Source organism: Clostridioides difficile ATCC 9689 = DSM 1296, assembly GCF_001077535.1.
Taxonomy (GTDB): domain Bacteria; phylum Bacillota; class Clostridia; order Peptostreptococcales; family Peptostreptococcaceae; genus Clostridioides; species Clostridioides difficile.
This window is the reverse complement of the sequence record NZ_CP011968.1, coordinates 354,813-374,422: the sequence shown is the minus strand read 5'-3', so window position 1 is coordinate 374,422 and position 19,610 is coordinate 354,813. Positions and strand designations below refer to the sequence as shown.

At 27.0% G+C, this 19,610-nt stretch carries 20 protein-coding genes and 1 riboswitch; all 20 genes read right to left on the bottom strand.

Annotated elements, in window-relative coordinates:
• Position 1 precedes the first annotated feature (1 nt).
• The 20 genes from fliE to flgK all read right to left on the bottom strand — a co-directional run bounded on the left by fliE (position 2) and on the right by flgK (position 19,599).
• Complete coding sequence (fliE, locus tag CDIF1296T_RS02235) at positions 2-316, bottom strand: flagellar hook-basal body complex protein FliE (protein WP_009895334.1); 315 nt, start codon at positions 314-316, stop codon at positions 2-4.
• A 9-nt stretch (positions 317-325) separates the two neighbouring features.
• Complete coding sequence (flgC, locus tag CDIF1296T_RS02230; RefSeq protein WP_009895333.1) at positions 326-730, bottom strand: flagellar basal body rod protein FlgC; 405 nt, start codon at positions 728-730, stop codon at positions 326-328.
• Between the two features lie 7 nt (positions 731-737).
• A complete protein-coding gene (flgB, locus tag CDIF1296T_RS02225; RefSeq protein ID WP_009895332.1) occupies positions 738-1,055 on the bottom strand; it encodes a flagellar basal body rod protein FlgB in 318 nt (105 codons plus the stop codon).
• A 427-nt stretch (positions 1,056-1,482) separates the two neighbouring features.
• A riboswitch (cyclic di-GMP riboswitch) is annotated at positions 1,483-1,573 on the bottom strand.
• A gap of 308 nt (positions 1,574-1,881) precedes the next feature.
• Positions 1,882-2,982: a DegT/DnrJ/EryC1/StrS family aminotransferase gene (locus tag CDIF1296T_RS02220; RefSeq protein ID WP_332986690.1), complete on the bottom strand. Its 1,101-nt coding sequence runs from the start codon at positions 2,980-2,982 to the stop codon at positions 1,882-1,884.
• 77 nt (positions 2,983-3,059) lie between these two features.
• Entirely contained in the window at positions 3,060-3,467 is a 408-nt protein-coding gene (locus CDIF1296T_RS02215; RefSeq protein WP_009895330.1) for a sugar 3,4-ketoisomerase, read from the bottom strand.
• Between the two features lie 93 nt (positions 3,468-3,560).
• On the bottom strand, positions 3,561-4,505 hold the full coding sequence (locus CDIF1296T_RS02210) for an ornithine cyclodeaminase (protein WP_009895329.1): 945 nt from the start codon (positions 4,503-4,505) through the stop codon (positions 3,561-3,563).
• Positions 4,506-4,524: 19 nt separating this feature from the next.
• Complete coding sequence (locus CDIF1296T_RS02205) at positions 4,525-5,757, bottom strand: ATP-grasp domain-containing protein (protein WP_003436021.1); 1,233 nt, start codon at positions 5,755-5,757, stop codon at positions 4,525-4,527.
• A gap of 91 nt (positions 5,758-5,848) precedes the next feature.
• The gene (locus CDIF1296T_RS02200) at positions 5,849-6,844 is read right to left on the bottom strand and encodes a peptidoglycan bridge formation glycyltransferase FemA/FemB family protein (protein ID WP_003436022.1); all 996 of its coding nucleotides are present in this window, start codon (positions 6,842-6,844) and stop codon (positions 5,849-5,851) included.
• An 8-nt stretch (positions 6,845-6,852) separates the two neighbouring features.
• Positions 6,853-8,967 carry a glycosyltransferase gene (locus CDIF1296T_RS02195; RefSeq protein ID WP_003436023.1) on the bottom strand — a complete coding sequence of 705 codons (2,115 nt, stop codon included), beginning with the start codon at positions 8,965-8,967 and terminating at the stop codon, positions 6,853-6,855.
• A complete protein-coding gene (locus CDIF1296T_RS02190; RefSeq protein ID WP_003436024.1) occupies positions 8,960-10,837 on the bottom strand; it encodes a bifunctional glycosyltransferase family 2 protein/class I SAM-dependent methyltransferase in 1,878 nt (625 codons plus the stop codon). Before CDIF1296T_RS02190 ends, CDIF1296T_RS02195 begins: the two co-directional genes overlap by 8 nt.
• Before the next feature lie 23 nt (positions 10,838-10,860).
• Entirely contained in the window at positions 10,861-13,002 is a 2,142-nt protein-coding gene (locus CDIF1296T_RS02185; protein WP_009895328.1) for a glycosyltransferase, read from the bottom strand.
• Positions 13,003-13,094: 92 nt separating this feature from the next.
• Positions 13,095-13,967, bottom strand: coding sequence for a flagellin N-terminal helical domain-containing protein (locus CDIF1296T_RS02180; RefSeq protein ID WP_009895327.1), 873 nt, complete (start codon positions 13,965-13,967; stop codon positions 13,095-13,097).
• Positions 13,968-14,068: 101 nt separating this feature from the next.
• Positions 14,069-14,404 carry a flagellar protein FliT gene (locus tag CDIF1296T_RS02175; RefSeq protein ID WP_003436034.1) on the bottom strand — a complete coding sequence of 112 codons (336 nt, stop codon included), beginning with the start codon at positions 14,402-14,404 and terminating at the stop codon, positions 14,069-14,071.
• A gap of 2 nt (positions 14,405-14,406) precedes the next feature.
• Complete coding sequence (fliD, locus tag CDIF1296T_RS02170) at positions 14,407-15,930, bottom strand: flagellar filament capping protein FliD (protein WP_009895326.1); 1,524 nt, start codon at positions 15,928-15,930, stop codon at positions 14,407-14,409.
• 20 nt (positions 15,931-15,950) lie between these two features.
• Complete coding sequence (fliS, locus tag CDIF1296T_RS02165; protein ID WP_009895325.1) at positions 15,951-16,307, bottom strand: flagellar export chaperone FliS; 357 nt, start codon at positions 16,305-16,307, stop codon at positions 15,951-15,953.
• Positions 16,307-16,702, bottom strand: coding sequence for a flagellar export chaperone FliS (fliS, locus tag CDIF1296T_RS02160; protein WP_009895324.1), 396 nt, complete (start codon positions 16,700-16,702; stop codon positions 16,307-16,309). Before fliS (CDIF1296T_RS02160) ends, fliS (CDIF1296T_RS02165) begins: the two co-directional genes overlap by 1 nt.
• Before the next feature lie 21 nt (positions 16,703-16,723).
• Positions 16,724-16,936 carry a carbon storage regulator CsrA gene (gene csrA, locus CDIF1296T_RS02155; RefSeq protein ID WP_003436039.1) on the bottom strand — a complete coding sequence of 71 codons (213 nt, stop codon included), beginning with the start codon at positions 16,934-16,936 and terminating at the stop codon, positions 16,724-16,726.
• Positions 16,930-17,322, bottom strand: coding sequence for a flagellar assembly protein FliW (fliW, locus tag CDIF1296T_RS02150; protein ID WP_021358782.1), 393 nt, complete (start codon positions 17,320-17,322; stop codon positions 16,930-16,932). Before fliW ends, csrA begins: the two co-directional genes overlap by 7 nt.
• A gap of 15 nt (positions 17,323-17,337) precedes the next feature.
• On the bottom strand, positions 17,338-18,270 hold the full coding sequence (flgL, locus tag CDIF1296T_RS02145; RefSeq protein WP_003436043.1) for a flagellar hook-associated protein FlgL: 933 nt from the start codon (positions 18,268-18,270) through the stop codon (positions 17,338-17,340).
• Between the two features lie 18 nt (positions 18,271-18,288).
• Positions 18,289-19,599, bottom strand: coding sequence for a flagellar hook-associated protein FlgK (gene flgK / locus CDIF1296T_RS02140; protein WP_003436045.1), 1,311 nt, complete (start codon positions 19,597-19,599; stop codon positions 18,289-18,291).
• Between the last annotated feature and the right edge of the window lie 11 nt (positions 19,600-19,610).

The window sequence follows — 19,610 nt, the reverse complement described above, 5'->3', positions numbered from 1 at the left end:
GCTAAATTTGTACCTTATTCATTTCTTGATATGCATCATGAATCTTATTTCTAACTTCTATTAAATATTGCATAGATAGCTGTGCTTCTTGACCTATTAACATAACTTCATGCATAGAAACATCTTCGCCTTTTATAAATTTTTCTTTCATATCATCTGCTGTCACTTGTTGAAAATTAACTTTATCTATAGTATCTATTATTACATCTTCAAAATTCTTTTTTTCTTCTTTATTAAGAGTTAATGGTTTTGTTTCTCCAATCAAATTATCTAACTTTGCACCTTGCATTAAATTGTTAATTTGTGTAATTGGCATAATTTATCCCTACTTTCCTATTTCCAAAGCTTTTGATATCATAGACTTCTGAGCATTCAATGTATCTACGTTAGAATCATATGCTCGTGAAGCTGTTATTAAATCTGTCATTTCTACCAATATATTTACATTTGGATATTCTACATATCCATTTGGCTTTGCATCTGGATGAGATGGGTCATATACTTTTTTAAGAGGTGATTTATCATCTTCAACAGATGTAACTTTTACTCCTAGCATACCTAATTTATTATCATAGTTTTCTTCAAATGAAACAACTTTTCTCCTATATGCTTCTCCATTTGGACCTCTTGTGGCATTTATATTAGCTACATTGGACGATATGATATCCATTTTCAAGCTTTCTGCTGTTAATCCACTAGCAGATATTCTCATTCCACTGAACACACTCACCTTTTAATTACCTCCCACTTATTATTGATTTAGTCATTGCTATTTTTCCATTTGCAAAACTTATCAAAGCATTATATTGTAATGTTGTCATTGCTTGGTTTACTTTTTCTTCTTCTATATCTACATTATTGCCATCCACTCTTAATCCTTTAGAATTATCTGTTTTTTCTTCTATTTTGGGCATAGCATCATTTAATGTTTCTTCAAAAGTTACATAATGTCTCTTATATCCTTCAGTATTTATATTTGCTATATTATTTGCTATTGTCTGACTTCTTAAATTAGTTGCATCTAATCCCATTTTTATAATGTCATATGTATTCACACTCACTCCTCCTCAAAATATATTTTATTTATTTTGCTTATTAATAAAAAAATGAAGTTGCTATATTACAAAAAATGACTTCTTTATTCATTTAAATTAATCGCATTTCCATTACATTAATACAATAATGTATCATTTTCATGGACTCATAGAAAACTAATATTATTTTCAATGAAGTCCATGAAAATGATAAACATTATTGTAATATGTAATGGAAATGCGATTATTTAATCGAATAAAGAAGTCATTTTTTGTAAAATAGTAACTTTTTAAGATAATTTTTCTTTATTTTATGTTATAATTTGGTAAAGTATGTTAATTATAGGTATTTTCTACTGAAATAAAGTGATTTTTTCATAACAAAATGACTGCCAAAAAGGCAGTCATTCTAGACTTTTCTTAGGTATACAATACACCTAGGACTCTTTTTGGCAACTGGCTGACATAGTTCATGTATATAAACCTTAGTCCCTATAGCTTTGCGTCACTAGATTTCTCTAGATTTGCCTATTTAGTTTTAACTTAAGTATACAATAAATAACAAATTTTTTAAATATCTTTTTTGTTTATAATCAAATATTTTATATTTTATATTTAGTTACCAATAATTACAAATATTATAAACACTATACTCTAGAATTTTATAATAAACTCTTTGAAAATATTTTTAATTTATAAAAATATAAGACAAATCTCATCTTAATTCTATATTTTTCCATATATTTCAATTTTATTTGTACAATATATCAATATTTAAAAATGTCAATTAACGAAACTTAAATAAATGATATATAAAAAATTTATTTTTGATATTATTATGAGTAGTTTAATATTCATTTATAATTTTAATTATATAACTAACTTCTTCATCTTCCATACCGATAAATAAAGGTATACTAACAACTTTATCTGAATAGTTCTCAGCTATATTAAAACTCCCCTTTTTATATCCCAAATAAGCATATGCTTCAGATAGATGTGGTGGTATCGGATAATGTATTATAGACTCTATACCATTTTTCTTTAAGTATTCCATAAATGTATCTCGTTTTTCAACTTGTAAAACAAATAAATGCCATACATGAGTACAATTATTTTCTATCTTTGGAAGTATGACTTTGGGATTATTAATTTCATTAAGATATCTATCTACGATTTTTGATTTTTCAATTTCAATTTCATTTAGATATTTAAGTTTTACTCTTAATAAACCTGCCTGAATTTCGTCCAATCTTGAATTATATCCGACAAATTTATTATAATATCGCTTTTCTGAGCCATAGTTTCTAAGAATTTTCACTTTATCAGCTATTTCCTCATTACTAGTTACTATAGCTCCTGCATCTCCAAATGCACCCAAATTTTTACTTGGATAAAAACTAAAACAACCTATATCACCAAATGTTCCTGTCATTTTTCCATCATATTTAGCTCCATGAGATTGAGCACAATCTTCAATTAAATACAAGTTATACTTATCACATAATTCTTGTATATCTTTCATATTACTTGCTTGACCATATAAATGCACTACTAATATAGCTTTTGTTTTGCTATTTATCTTTTCTTCTATCTTAGATGAATCTATATTATAATATTCATTTGGTTCTACAAATACTGGTGTTGCTCCATTTATACTGATTCCCATAACACTAGCAATATATGTATTTGATTGCACGATTACTTCATCACCTTCGCTTATTCCTAATGCTCTAAAAGCAATTATCAGTGCATCTAAACCACTGGCTAAACCAACACAATATTTGCTACCTACATAGTTAGCAAATTCTTCTTCAAAATGCTTTACTTCATTTCCAAGGATATAATATCCACTTTCCATTACATCCTTAATCTTCTGTTCATATTCTTCTTTATGGGTTTGGAACTGTTTTAATAAATTATTAAATTTAACCAACAATAAATTCACATCCTAATCTATCTATTCTCTATGTGGCTATCTTAAATTTATTTAATTAAGAAAATACATCACTAACTGTATAATAACTACATATTATTTAAATACTTTAAAAATTCTTTATAGTCTCTAATATAATCTTCTTCATTATAATGTTCAGATGCTATAGAAATTAAAACAGTTTTTTCATCAAAATCAAACATCTCATGCCACACTCCCGTTCCTATATATAATCCAACATCATTTTTATGTAAATTAAATATAGTCTCTTTTACACCATCATAACATTTTATCTTCACACTTCCATTTAGGCAAACTAGTACTTGTTCCAAGTTTTTGTGTGCATGAAATCCTCTCTTTACATTGTTTGGTACATCATATATGTAATAAACTCTCTTTATATCAAAAGGTATTGCTTTATTTGATTCTAATGCAACTAAATTTCCTATATATTCGTTTCCAATAGATACGAACCTAATTAAATTATATTTATCCATAAATTTATCTATCCTATTCATGCTAATTTTCTAACAATATATTACTTCATATTCATATTTACAATAAACTATTGTAAATATGAATGAAATAAACTATATCCAATATTTTTCTTTTGGTTCTTTTAATTCTATTTCTTCACAGCTTAGTGTTTCACACAATTCGTAAATTTTATTTGCAAATAATATATCATGTATTGACAAACCTATATTGTAAGATATTATTCTCTCATCATCATTTTCTCTTCCTTTAGCTTGTTTACTTAAAACATCATAAAATTCACAAGAATATTTATATCTATCTATATTTTCTAGATGTTTCAAATGATTATAATCATCCAAATATACTTTATCAAATAGATAATCAACATTTCCAAATCCCATAACATGTACAGGTAATAATAAAGCACCTTTTTTAAACCATTTAAATTCTGATAAATATTCATCTGTATATGTCACAGTAGAAATAACTACATCTGAATCTACAATAAGTTCTTCATGTGTGTCACATATTTCAAAACTAAATTGTTCATTTTTTTCATACTTTTTTACAAACGACTCTGCTTGGTCTTTATATTTAAGTAACTTTATATTTATATTTTTATCTTTAAGAGTATATGAAAGCATATTCATTATAGCAGAAGCAGTTACACCTAAACCCATAATAGCAATAGTATTAAAATCTTTTTTAGCAAATGTATCGATAGCCAAGGCAGCAACAGCAGCAGTCCTAAAAGCTGTAATATAATTGCCATCTAAAATAGCCTTTAATTTAGCATCTTCCATATTATATAGAAATATCTCTGAATTTAAACTTGGATTTCTCCCTGGCAATCTTGTAACCATTTTTATTCCACCAATCTTATGATTATGATTTAGGGACGGCATTACATTGTAAAATACATGCCCTTCTTCTACCATGCTTATTTTTGGTGGTAATTGACAATCTTTTTTTGTTAAAAAGGATTCTTTTATCCACTCGTATCCTTGTTTCTGAGAAATGTTTAATGACATAATTTGTTCATGAGTTATTAGCTTCATATCTATCATACTCCCTTATTTAAAAATTTTCTATCATATTTTCATTATTTTCATCAAGTATTTCTATCATTTCATGAATACATTTCTTCTTTATATTTGCATCAAATACATTATTTGCTACTCCATAAACTCTTCCACAATCCTGTCTCTCATCTTCATATAATCCTATTGTATCTCCTTCTTTTACTAGTAATAGAAATTGAGTGACATAATCTAAGTTTTCTATTTTATCTATATTATTTATCTTTTTTATTGTGCCAGGTCTTATGTATATTGGTAATGCATATACACATTTTGATAGATGCATATTATATTTCTTTATTTCATCAAAATTTACTTCATTATTCACACTAAAGTTTGCAAATAAACTTCCTATGTCTAAATCTGTTATTTGAGAAATAGCCATATAGTCACAACCTCCAGGTAATCTTGGCATTACTTCAGATACCTTTATTCCATATGCTCCCACTAACATTTGTACATAAAGAGGTCCATTTTTTATGCCAAAAGCCTGCGTTATATTTTGATATATGGATTTTATTTCTTCTTCATATTGAAAACAATACTTTGATGGATAAATTAATCTATCTGGTTTTCCAGCTCTTCCTGTATGTATATTTACAAGCTCTCTATCTCCAATATAAAATACATGTGACTCTCCATTATGAACCCAAGCTAGTCCTTGTATTTCCTCACTTTCATAAAATTCCTCAATTATTACTTGTCCATCTTGCGAGGCTTCCTTAGAATATTCAAATTTTTCTATTAATTCTTCTATGTTTGATACAAAATATACACCTCTTGAACCATAACCATCAACAGGTTTTATTACAAGTGGAAAATTTAATCCTTGTATTTTTTCTAAATCTTTCAAACTTTCAATAATACAATAATCAGTTGTAGGTATTCCATTATTTTTAAAATAATTTTTCATAACAGCCTTATTAGTTACAGATTCAAGTTGATTGCAAGAAATCACACATGGCAAATTTAGTTCATTTGCAATATAAACATATGGCTTCATTAAAGAATCTGTAAATCCAGTTAAAATTCCATCTATCTTTTTATCTATAGCTATATTCTTTATTTTATCAAAATCAAATACATCAACATCTATTGCTTCATCACAAATCTTTTTCGCAGGAGTATCAATTCTATTATCACAAACAATTGTGTATATTCCCTCTCTTTTAGCTGACATAACAATATTCTCAAAATACTTAATTGAGCCTAAAATCATTAATCTTTTCATATACAAACCTTCTTTATAAACTAATTATTTTTATGTAATATTATAGTACTAGATATTTACTATACTCTAAAAACTCTATAAAACATGATTCTCACTTATTTATATTTTTATAGTATGTTCTGTTACAAATTGCACTTGAACCAAAACCTTCTTTAAATGTAGCTAAACCCTCATCTAAGTATTTGCCTCTATTTAGAGTGCTAATTCCAAAAGAAAGATACTTAAAATTTCTCTCTAAAGCATCTTTTATTAGATTATAGTATAAAAATATCATTGGATAATATTTATTATATGTCGAATTTGATGCTAGATATTGAGTATGATAAACTCTTTCTTGAAAGTTAAATACCATGCTCCCACAAATCATAATGTCATCAATATATACTGCATAAAATTCTACAATATCTTTTAATCTATTATTTTTAAACTCCAAAAGTTCTTCTACTGAATGTATTACTTTAGCTCCTTTACTATCTAAACAATTAGAAAGTAAATTAAAAAAACAAACTATATCTTCATCACTATACAGTCTTTTAAAGGTAAGATTATTCTTCAAAGAATATTTAAAATCTCTTCTTTTACTGTATTTAAAATTGGCTAATATATCTTCTTTATACTTACTTAATTCTAAAAACATACTTAATTCATCATAAAACATGTAATTATTCTTAAATAAAAAATATTCTAGTAATGAAGTATCCTCTTTACAAAATATTCTTGATGTATTTTTTAAATATACTTTATCGAAATTTTGTTCCTGTAAATATATTTCTAACTTATTTGTAATGGCATTTACATGCCTAATATCATTAAAACCACTTCTTATTATAATGCCACCAAAAGTACTCCCTAAATGAGAAAAAAATATTCTTTCACCATCTTCATAAGTTTCACATGCAGGTACGACTGCTAGTATTTCTTCACCTTTACATATTATTAATGAGTGGTCAGTGAATTTTCCCTCCTCATGATAATTAAGGAAATTTCTAGTTTGCAGAAATGTACCATTTATAGATTTATTTTCTACAAAATAATCCCAGTTTTTTTCACAGCTTTTTTCAAATTTATTGATATGAATATTGTTCATTTTACCACCTATGACATGTTTTTATTTTTTACCATATAGCCATATAATGCTACAAAAAGCTGATAGTCCTCGATTTCATCATTTTTATATAAATCATACTTAACTTTATGATGATTAACTTCATTATATATTTTGTCTATATAGTTTTTTATTTCAATACAATGTTTATCTATAACAAAATGTTTTATTTCCGATTGTTTTGCTTTTATCTTATCCCTGTCAAATTCACTAGTATTGTACCTTCTTATCATGTCTATAACCTCTTTTATATTCTTATAATCAAACTTATCTATAAAATTCCACATATTTGTAAAAATTGGTGAAACTTCATTTTTAAACTTAACAGGAATTAAATCATATAAAATTGCATCTAATTTTGAAGTATGACTTCCTACCATGAAAGACTCTAGGTATATATCCGAAATCTTATAAAAATCATCTATATTTGCTGTTGTTCCAAAACATATAACTCTATTATCTGTAACATTACTTAAAGTTTTCCAATAGAGATTCTCTGTATCAACTCCTACAACAATAATAATTGTATTATCTGTATTTTCAATCAATGTTTTAGCAATTTTAAAGTAATTAATATCATTTACACTATTGTATTTTCTTTCACTAGCAATAGTCAATATTATTGTCACATCATCCTCTAAATTATATCGTTTTCTAACTTCAGATTTTGAAAATACTTCTTTTTCTTTTAATGGCATTGGTAATATTTCAGATTTATCTATGCCTCTTTTATCTAATGTAATTAATTGACTAGTTTCGCTAAAATCAATGACAATATCTGCAATACTTGTCCCTAACCAAAAAGTACTATCATAGTGATTAACATGTAAAATAGGTATTTTCCCATCAACTCCAAAAGCAACAACAGGTATTGTATCCCACATATGAACATATAAAATAACTATATCAGCCCAGTCATAAGCTATTTTCCTCAAAGCTACAGCTCTTTTTAAATAATCATCTGAAATTAAATCCAAAGATATAACTTCGCCACCACTATCATTTATTGCTTTTAATAACCAGTCTGGCAGTGTATCTGATTGCCATGTAGTTACAACTGAATGAACAGAGTCTTTGTCAATTTCAATCCAATTTTTAACTAGTCTTGTATGACCTCCTGTTGAATATCCTTCACTTAAAACATGTAATACTTTTCTTCTTTTTAAATCTTTTTTTGTAAATAATTTCGTATTTTCTATTTCTGGTAAATTATTTGCACATTCTAGCAATGCTCTCTCACATTCTTCACAAGAATACAAACCAGTATGATTAAAAACAGAAAAATGAGCAATTTTAGAAACAATACCTAAAACATCCTTGTAATTCTTTAATCTTAATTGTTCTGTAAGCTCCTCTTTCATACAATCCATTACATGCTTATTACTCTTAAGTATGGTACTTGCTTTCTTCTTATCAAATTCATAAAAATTTTCTCTATATAAATCAAGATTTATGTACTCTTTTACAAATTTTATCCTATATTCATCATATCCATTATTTATATTTACTACTCCAGAATCATGCATACACCAAGGCTTATTTTGTTTTGGTACAATAACTTTGTATTTATTTTGTCTAAACTCCATACTCTGTGACAAATCATAAAAATGCCACCCATCAAACTTATCCTCTCTCCAAAATACATCATATTGAGTAATCATAATTAATCCATCTATAGCCATAACTTCATTAAAACATTCTTCAAAGTTACTAAATTCATAAATATCCATTTTACCTGTATGACTATCATATACTTTCCCTGCTTTTTTATCAGAATCCCACCAAATTCCATTCACAGGCATATCTTTTACTCCAGCTACACCAATCATTCCGACATCTGTATTTTTTTTAAATATCTCTAAAATATCATGTATGAAATTTTTATTAATTATAAAAGTATCTTGATGTAAGTATACCTTATACTTAGAATCTGTTTCTCTCATAGCTTTATTATAAGCAGAGGCAATAGAATCGGCTCCTCTTAAAGCTACTGTTTCTATACTAAAGTTTTTAGGAATGTCTAGGCTATTTATATATACAAGACATTCTTCATAAAGCCTTTCATCATTTACACAGGTTATAAAACATATCTTATCATTATTCATATTTCTTCCCCTCAATAAAACAAAGTATCTCTTGTATATCACTTTCACTCTGTACTTTTTCGCTACTATTTTTAATTAAATTATAAGCAGTATCAAATTCTTCTAATTCACATAATACACTTGTTATATTATATATTGAGTCAATATCATCTCTATCCATCTCTAATACTGTCATAAACATGTTTATACTAAAATCTCCTAGACCTCTGTTAAATGCCTCAACTCCTAATCTATTTAATAGAGTTGCTTTATTTATCACAAATGTATCAATTAGATATTCAATATCATCAACAAAACATGGTTCAGTTATATTATAATTATCAAATATATAACTTAAATTACTATCTACATCTAATTCATTATCAATTCTCATTAAAGCGTATTTTAAATTAATCATACTAATACTAGAATATCTTTTAGTATCTAGGATTTTAGAGGCTTTTACTATATATTGATAAGATTCGTACTGTTGTCTCATTTCTTTACAGCTTTCCTTACATATTGTATCAATGAAGCTATTATCAATTTCCGAAAGTGGCATACTAGTAGCTGTAATACTATTAATTATGTAATTACTATCATTAAACATTTTTGTTATCTCATTTAATGTAAAAAACCTTAAATGAGTCTTGTCCAAAATTCCTGAATCTTCATATGTAAAATTACCTAACACAAGATTTCTTAAAACAGAAACATGCATAATATTTGGTATACTAGATACCAGATAACCATCCTTCTTTAGATATTGTTTCAATTCATTGACTATCTTCCATGGGTCAATCAAATGTTCAAGTACATCTCCCAATATTATATAATCAAAAAAATCTTTTTTATAATCCAATTTTACTTTTTCTATATTTGCTATAAGTACATCTGCACTATACTTTGCAAGTTTACCTGCTGACTCACTAATTTCTATTCCATATATTGATGCATTTTTATATATATTTTTTATTTCTAAAAGAGTAGCCCCTATACCGCATCCTATTTCTAAAACATTAATATTTGCCTCCAAACTATCATCTATTTTAGAAATCAAATCTGTTCTTATCATTCCACTATATTCTGGATTAAATCCCCACTTAGTTTCAAATTTTCTTCTATTAATATACATTATATCTGTATATTTATTACGATTTTCTTTAAAAGACACACTTCCAAAATGGTGTATAAAAGTATCCTGGCATAATAATAACTTATATCCTGACTCTATCATCCTAAAAGATAAATCATCATCTTCAAAATTTCCAGGTGTGAATAATTCATCTAAAACCCCTACATTATCCAGAACAGTTTTTTTTATTAACATGCAAAATCCAACTAACTTCAATCTATATTTCCATAGGTTAATATTAGATTTATTTATTTTGTGTGCAAATATAAACATGTCCTCAATTGACTTATAATCAACATCAATTTGCTGATAATATGAACATGCATTCGTAATAGGTCCTACAGCACCTATATTATCTTGAGACCATAAAGCTTTATTCAAATTATAGAGCCAATTTGGAGTAACTATTACATCATTATTTAACAACAATATGTTTTCACCAGTAGCTAACTCAATACCTTGATTGCATCCTTTTGGAAATCCTAAGTTTTTGTTATTATACACAGATTTTATATCAGATTGTCCCTTTAACCACTCAACTGTTCCATCAGAAGAGTTATTATCAATTATTATTATTTCATATTTATTCTTTGGGGTAAATTTCCTAATACTTTCAATACATAATTTAGTATATTCTATTTGATTATATGTCAATATTATTATGCTTGTAAATTTTATATCTTCATTTGTACATGTATATTGCCAATCTTTTATTATGTCTTTAGATTTTTCATTAACCACTATTGGTATATTCATTCTTCAATTCTCCTATTTTTGACTTATCTTAAACTTTTTAAGTATTCTATATTATATATAGTATCTTCATTTTCTACATCTAATGATAATGCCTTTTTTAACATAAAATCAGCTTTATCAAGCTTATTTTCAAACATGTATAAAATTCCCTTTATATTTAAAATCTTTATATCATCCACAAATGTTTTTGAATAGTCATCTACCAATAATTTCGCATCATTTATTTTGCCAGTTTCAATCATATTTTCTATACTAATAATAAAACTATCTTTTAAATCCTTAAATTCTTCACTTTCTTTTATATTTTCTTCTAATTCACCTATAAGTATTTTTATTATTTTATTATAAAAAGGATACTCATTTAGTAATTTCCTCATACTATGTATATACTCTAATTTTTCATTAGCATTATTTACTTTATTTTTAATATCAAGTAGATGCTTAAATTCTATAGTGAACTTATCTAAATCATTACAAACAAATTTTATTAATTCAAAATCACTTAAATTGCTATATATGTATCTTATGTACTTATAAGAATACATTATATAAAGATAAAAAATCTCCTTATATTTTTCATCACTTAAGCTTATACTTTCTAAAACTACTTTAGATATAGCTTTATATACTCTTATCTTTTCCATATCTGATGTATTTGGACGACTAATTATGTACTTATATAGTACTAAATTAAAACTTCTTTCTAATGCTAAAAGATATTTTAGATATTTCTCTATCCATACATATTCCATTTCATAAAAAATATCTAGTAAATCAATCTTCTCTTCAAAAGCTATTTTTATAATATATGCATAAATTATTTCCTTTTCTTCATTGAGTATTTCTTTACATTTATCTATAGATACACATTTATTTATCCTTATTTGATTTAAAATGCCATAATTACCTTCAATGTCACAAAGGATTTTATATACATACTCTTTTTCATCCTCTTTAATATTATTTATAACTTCTTCTATATTTCTATAAAAACTATTTTTTTCAATTTTAGAATTTGAAACTTCTTTATAATAATTTTTTATATCTTCAAATCTATTCAATTTATATAGTGACATAAATAAGCTAAAGTACACATTCTTTTTCTTTTCCACATCTTCAATGTTATTATACTCTGAAATTACAAACTCATATTTTTCAAGCTTATAATAAATCTTTATCAGTGTAATAATAGCCTCATCTCTAAGCCCTACAGTATCAGTGTCTGAAAATAAACTATTTGCTTGTGTACTTATTTCATAATTATCTAACAAGTAAATATATCTCTTATACGAATCTATACTATTTTCATACTTTCCTAAATCTACTTGTGCTTGTGCAATATAATAATATATATCAATATTATTCATGTCTTTCTTAATATACTTTAAGCACAATCTTTCACACTTCTTATGTTTTCCTAAATATAAATATGTTTTTACAAGGCTTGTTATCAAGTAACCAGGTGCCAATTCTAGTTTAGAATATAATTCATAAGATTTCTCAAGATAGTATAAAGCCTCCTGATATTTTCCTAATATAATAAAATTTTTCCCTAATTGATAGTTTGTATATGGAGAATTATCATTCTCTTTTAACTCTTGAAATAATAGTTTTTCATTTCTTTTCACCTTATTTAATCTTATTTCTTCATCTTCAAACAAATATCCATAATGTTCAAAATCAGCAACATTATTAAATATAGGGTTTTTGTATATTGGTTGTTCATGTACTTTACCATGGTATCTAAAATCAACGTTTTTAAAAAGTCTAAGCACCGAACAATATCCATATAATTTTTTATCATATGAGTAAAGATTTTTTAATTGTATTGAAGCAGAATTAAATTTTTTATCAAGACCATCTTTAAAAAATTTTACAATAGTTGAAGAATCAATTAGTATTTCATCTGCATCTAATATAAGTAACCATTCACCTTTAGCATAGGATATTGATATATTTCTCATACTAGAAAAATCATTATTCCAATTATGAAAATACACTTTTTCCGTGTACTTCTTAGATATTTTTATAGTATCATCTGTAGAACCTGTATCGACTATTATAAGTTCACTTTCTATAGAATTTCTTAATGTGGTTAATGATTTTAAAGTTTTTTCAAGTATTTTTTCTTCATTTTTAACAATCATAACTATACTAAGTAACATATAAATTTTCCTTTCAAAAGTATATTTGTAAAAAAAGAAAGGAGTAAAGCAAAGCCTTACCCTTTCTTCTATATCCAATATACAAAATTATTTTATCCTAATAATTGTAAAACTCCTTGTGGTTGTTGATTAGCTTGAGCAAGCATTGACTGTGATGCTTGAACTAATATATTCATTTTAGATAAGTTAACCATTTCTGAAGCAACATCTGTATCTCTTATTCTTGATTCAGCTGCTGTAACATTTTCTATAGTATTATTTAAGTTGTTTTGAGTTGATTCTAGTCTATTTTGTTGTGCCCCTAATTTTGCTCTTGATGTATTTAATTCTTTAAGAGCTACATCTAAGCTAGATACCATTTGTTTAGCTGCATTTGTTCCAGAAGTTCCATCTGCATTTAAGCTTGCTATTGTAGAACTTGTTATACCTGCTTTACTCATTATACTTGAAGTATTTACTAGAGCAACTTTTATTTCATTGTTGTTGTTAGATGTTCCTGCAACATTTGTTCCAAAGTTTGCTCCAACTTGTAATCTTATTTCTGTAGAACTTCCATCAAGTAATTTCTTACCATTAAACTCAATTGAGCTTGATATTCTTTCAACTTCATCTTTTAATTGTAGTAACTCATCAGCTATCTTTTGTCTTTCTTCAGCAGTATTAGTTTCATTTGAAGATTGTACTGATAAAGTTCTCATTCTTTGTAGTATGTTACCAGTTTCTTCTAATGCACCTTCTGCTGTTTGTACAACAGATATACCATCTTGAACGTTTCTTCCTGCTTGGTCTAAACCTTTTATTTGAGCTCTCATTTTCTCAGATATAGCAAGCCCAGCAGCATCGTCAGCAGCTCTCTTAATTCTAACACCAGAAGATAGCTTCTCCATAGACTTACTTTGTGCATTTACGTTTCTTCCCATTTGGTTATTTGCTATCAAAGCACTTACATTTGTATTAACTCTCATTATTTTACCCTCCTTAGTATAGTTGACATCCTTGTCATTTCTACTTTTAATCTTTTTTATTAATTCTTCATTTATATAATCGGACAAGATGGTACATAACTTTATACTTTTTTATTAAAAATATTTACTTTTTCTCTATTTAAGTTATAATACATTGTGTTCACTTGTTTAGTAAGCTTATACTCATGTAATTCTTTTTTTACTTCTAATAATTGTCCTTGTAAAATATCTCTTATCCTGCTATCAATTTCAATTAATTCCATTCTATTATAAAGCTGTATAAAATCATTTCTATCAATTTCACTTACACTATTTATAATCTCTTGTCTTTCACCTAACTTAATACTTATCTTTATATATTCTTCCTTTTCAATCAAATTTATAATTTGTAAAGATATATCTTTATATAAATTTAATTTTTCTTTTAATTTATCCATAATTAATTACCCTGTGCTTGTGAGAAATAATTCATTTGGGAAGAATACTGATTCAACAAAGATTCTAAGGCTGAATATTTAGCATAAAGTCTTTTCTCTTTATCATTCATTTTTTCAACTAACCTGCTTATATTTCTTTCTTGCTCTGCAATTTGTTTTGAATATACATTTTCACTAGCAGAAGCAGTTTTTTCTATACCTGCTTTTTTAGGAAGTTTAGAAGTTGAACTTCCAGAATATTCATATACAATATCTTTTAGCTTTTCAAACATTCCCTTATCATCATAATTCGAAGAATAACCTGCTAGTGTTTTGTATACCTTATCACTATCATCTATAAGAGCCTTTGAAAAAGTATCTGCATTAAATGATATTTGACCTTTTTTATTGTAATTTTCACTTTCATTGATACCTAGTTTTCTTAATGCAATAATATTTTTTCCATCTCCAAAAAATGCAGATTGAATATCTTCAACAAAACCTCTTAACTCATCATCATTTCTAAGTATACCTTCTTTAGCTTTCTTTTCCCATTTTTCTATTTCTTCAGTTGTCATATCTTCTTTTTGGGCATCTGTAAGAGGCGGATAATCTTTTGGTTTTTTAGTAGTAACTAAACCATAGACCTTGTCCATCAGTTTATTATAATCATCCACAAATGCTTGCATATTTTTAACAGCTTCTTCAGTATCAGTGACAGAAGTCAACTTTGCAGTTCCTTTTGAATTTACATTATAGTCAATATTATCTATATTAAATGAATTTTGTTCTTTACTTATATGAGTTACTCTTCCATGTTCATCAGTTACATCAGCTTCTAGATTCTTTCCATATACATTTGCCACTTTGTTTCCACCAGCATCATTTATAAATGTGATACCATTATCATTAGCAATTTGCTGAGCTAAATTGTCATTTCCAATTACTCTTAAATTAATGTCTGATGACGAACCAGTCTGTTTTCTTGAAATAATCAATTCACCTGTCATCTCACTATAAGAAGCCTTTATATCATTATCTGCGCAAAGGGAGTTTATCTTACTTACAATAGTACTTGTAGTATCTTGTTCAGATATTGGTATATTTACATCTCCTATAGTTAAAGAACTCGCTCCACTAGCATTTGGAGGAAACTGTTGAACAATAGGTTCACTTGAATTTAATTTAATAGTAAATTTTGCTGGTTCAGCCATTTGAGAAACTGCAAATTGATAATTTATTTTTTCTGCACCAGCTGAGCCTTTTGCTACTATAATACTTTCATCAGAACTGGTTATTCTTGTAGAAGAGTATGCTTTTTCACTTACTATACTATTAGGAGAATTTACGCTTAGATATTTATCATAAAGATCTTTTGATTCTTGTATAACATTTCTATATATTTCTTGCTTCCATTTAACGATTTGTTGTTCTTGTTTTGCTTTATCAACTTTTTCCTTGTCTCTAATCATACTAGCTTCGATTATGCCTTCCATATCAAAATTTCCTGAAAGACCTGTAACTCTTATAGGACTTATACTTGACATACCTTTATCCCTCCATCCAATTATATTTTTAGTTGATTGTAAACTTCATGCCATGTATCTCTAATTTGTTTTACTATTGGCAATATATCATCAATTATTTTAATATCTTTATTTTCATCAGCTATTGCTAATTCAGATTTTATAAATTCATAAACTTTATACATATCCTTTGCCCATTGACCTGCATCTTGGTCTAATGTAGTCATTAGTTCTGTAAATATATTTTGAACTCTTACAAGTTCATTATGTGCTTTCAAATAGTCGTTATTTAAAAGAGCTTCTTTGGATATATTGGTATATTTTACTGTTCCATCTACAAGCATCAATAGTAATTCCTCTTTTGATAACTTATCTAATTCAGCTAAATTTAATTCCATTATTTGTACCTACTTCTTTCTTCTTTACTTTTTTTATCAGCTTCATGCCAAGTATCTTTAATTTGTTCTATTACAGGCAACACATTATCTATTATTTGAATGTCTTTTCTAATATTAGCTCTTGAAAGTTCATATCTTACAAAATCATAAACTCTGTACATATCCTTTGCCCATTGACCTGCATTTTGGTCTAATGTAACCATTAGTTCTGTAAATATATCCTGAACTCTTATAAGCTCTCTATGCGCTTTTTGTGTATTTTTATCTAAGATAGCTGTTTTGGCTATTTTGGTATATTTTACTGCTCCATCAACAAGCATAAGTAACAATTGTTCCTTTGATGCCATAAAAACAGCATTTTGTTTATAAGAATTATAAGGATTTTCTCCATACATATATTACTTCCTCCAAGCTTATTATTTTAATGACTTTAAAATTTTTATATTTTTATTTGTAGCTTTTATATTCTCACTCTTTACTTTTTCGTATATTTCTTTTCTTAATATACTTATATTGTTAGGCGCTGATATAGCTAGTTTTACATTGTTTCCATCTACTCCTACAATTTTTACTTCTATGCTTTCTCCTATAAGTACTGCTTCATCTTTTTTTCTTGAAATTACTAGCATCCATTATCACCTCTCAATAATGGATGCCTTATTGAATATTTATCATCCTGTAAAATTATTTGCATTCCAAAATTAGTTTTTATATTTATCACTATAGGAGCTTTCATGTTCACAGTTGATTCTTCAAATGTCTGACCAAGAGTAATTATATTAAATAATACAACATCCTTTGGAGATTTCACTTCTAGTTTTTCTATTGTTTCCTGATTTAAAACTATTTCATATTCATTGATAATCTCAAATGGAGATACAACAACAAATCCTATACCTTCTTCTTCAGTAGAATTAAATTCTTTTAAATAATCATTATCTTCTATATCTAAAAGCTCATATTCTTTTAAATTTTCAAAACCTAATATACCTTTTTTTAATGTAACCTTCATCATATCTGCGTTATTTTATTATATGTAATCTAATATAGATACATTAAATAACTTTCCTCCTGTTTGTAGTGAAGCTTGATAAGTTAACTCTGCTGCCTTTAATTGAACAAGTTTTTCACCATAATCTATTTCTTCATTTTGTGACAAAATATCCTTTAACTGTATCAAACTATCATCGTTTTTTTCCTTCATAGCCTCTACTGTATTTGCTTTTGTCCCATATATAGACCTAACATTTACTGTATTTTCTATTAGTTGTTCCATATCGCCCAAACAAGTTGTTGTAAGCTCTTTTATAGCATCAGCATCTGGATTTGCTAATTTTTTTGATATGTTATTTAACTCTTCAAATGGGTCAGTTTTTGTTGGGTCAAATCCAAGGCTACTCAATTTAACGTTATAATCTACACTTATTCCTTGAGCTATATCCATACTCAAAGAGTCATTTAATTTATTAAGATTTAGACTAGAATTAAACTTTAAACTCACTGAACCATCAGCATTATCTATACATTCAACAGGTGGTACCCCCGTATTTGAACCTGAAAATATGTACTTCCCTTCATGTGTTGCATTTAAAGCATTTGCAATTTCTTTCATTTTTTCATTAGTTTCATTACTAAGAGTCTTTAATTCATCATCTGAGTATGCACCATCACCACTTGCCACCAAAGTTTTCTTTATGTCTGATAATAATTTTCCAAGCTGATCTAATGCAGTATCAGTAGTTTCTAACCAATTCCCTGTATCTTTACAATTCTCAACATAAGTCTCCATAGTCTTTATTTCACTTTTTGAGTTTAATATCTTTATTGCTTTATATGGATTATCTGATAGCTTGTTTATTTCTTTTGTTGTATTAACTTGTCTATTAACCTTATCCAATCTTTGTAGATTATCTTGTAGTGAGTTTAGATAGCTGCTAGACATCATACCTGTACTGACTCTCATTATAAATTCCCCCTTCTATTAAATTATTCCATTTATTACAACATCCAGTAGTTGCACAGCTGTTGACATAACTTTTGCACTAGCTTGATATGAACGTTGTATTTTTATAAGCTCTGTCATTTCTTCATCCAAAGATACACCTGAAACACTCATTCTTGAGTTATCAATATTATTTATAATTTTACGTTGATTTGCTTCATCTTGATTTACTTTTTGAGAATCTAAACCGATTGATTCTGCAAAGGCTTTATAGTGGTCACTTATTGTACTTACTTTTCCACCAGCCACCCCAATATCTATTTTTTCATCCTTTAACTTAGCAATTTTTGAAGCTTCATCAGCAGTAAGCTTTAATTCATTTGGGTTACTCTTTATAGCTGGATTTATCTTTATAATATCTTCACCATCTACATTTGAAGTTATAAAAAAATCTGTTACTGTTATTCCTGCAGACGTATTATAAACATCATTTATCTGTTTAGCTAATCCATCAGATACATCTTTTAAATCGCTTTTATATGTATCAATCTTACCATGCATTTCAAACAAGCCTTGTAAGGTCCCTGATATACCTGTTTTCCAAGTTCCATCTGGATTTTTTAATTCATTAAGTTCTAATTTACCATCTGCAAGCATATTTTTAACATCACTATTTTCAAAGTCTAGTTTAAAACTCAAGTTATCTAAAATTCTATCTCTTTCATCAAGTAAATCATTTGGTGTAGAGCCAGAACCAGATATAATATCAATAGATTTATTTAAATCTTCAAGACTTTTTAACATGTCATTTATTTGTTTTATCTCAGTGTCTATATTAGAATCTATATCTTCTTTTAACTTATCAAGCTTCTTATAACTTTCACTTATTAAAGTTGCTAAATTAGATGCGTTTTCTACCACTAGACTTTTTTTACTGTCACTATTTATATCCTTTGATAATGACTCCCATCCTTTAAAAAAATCATCTATACCTGCAGATATTCCATAGTCTGATGGTTCATTTAGTATAGTTTCTATAGTATTGTAATAATCATATTTTGAAACTGTCTTACCATACTTATGAGCTTCTGCCCTAAATTGGTAATCATAAAAACTATTTCTAGCTCTTGTTACATCCGTTACATGTACTCCAGTCCCTAATTGTCCTCTTGCAATTGAATTACTCAAACTAGGCATATACATTGGACTATTTGTGGCAAACTCGGTCCTTTGCCTAGAATAACCGTCTGTATCTAGATTACTTATATTATGAGAAATTGTCTGTATTGCTTTTTGGTGCGCATTCATTCCTGAATTAGCTGTATTTAAAATGGAAAATAATCCTGCCATATTTCTCCTCC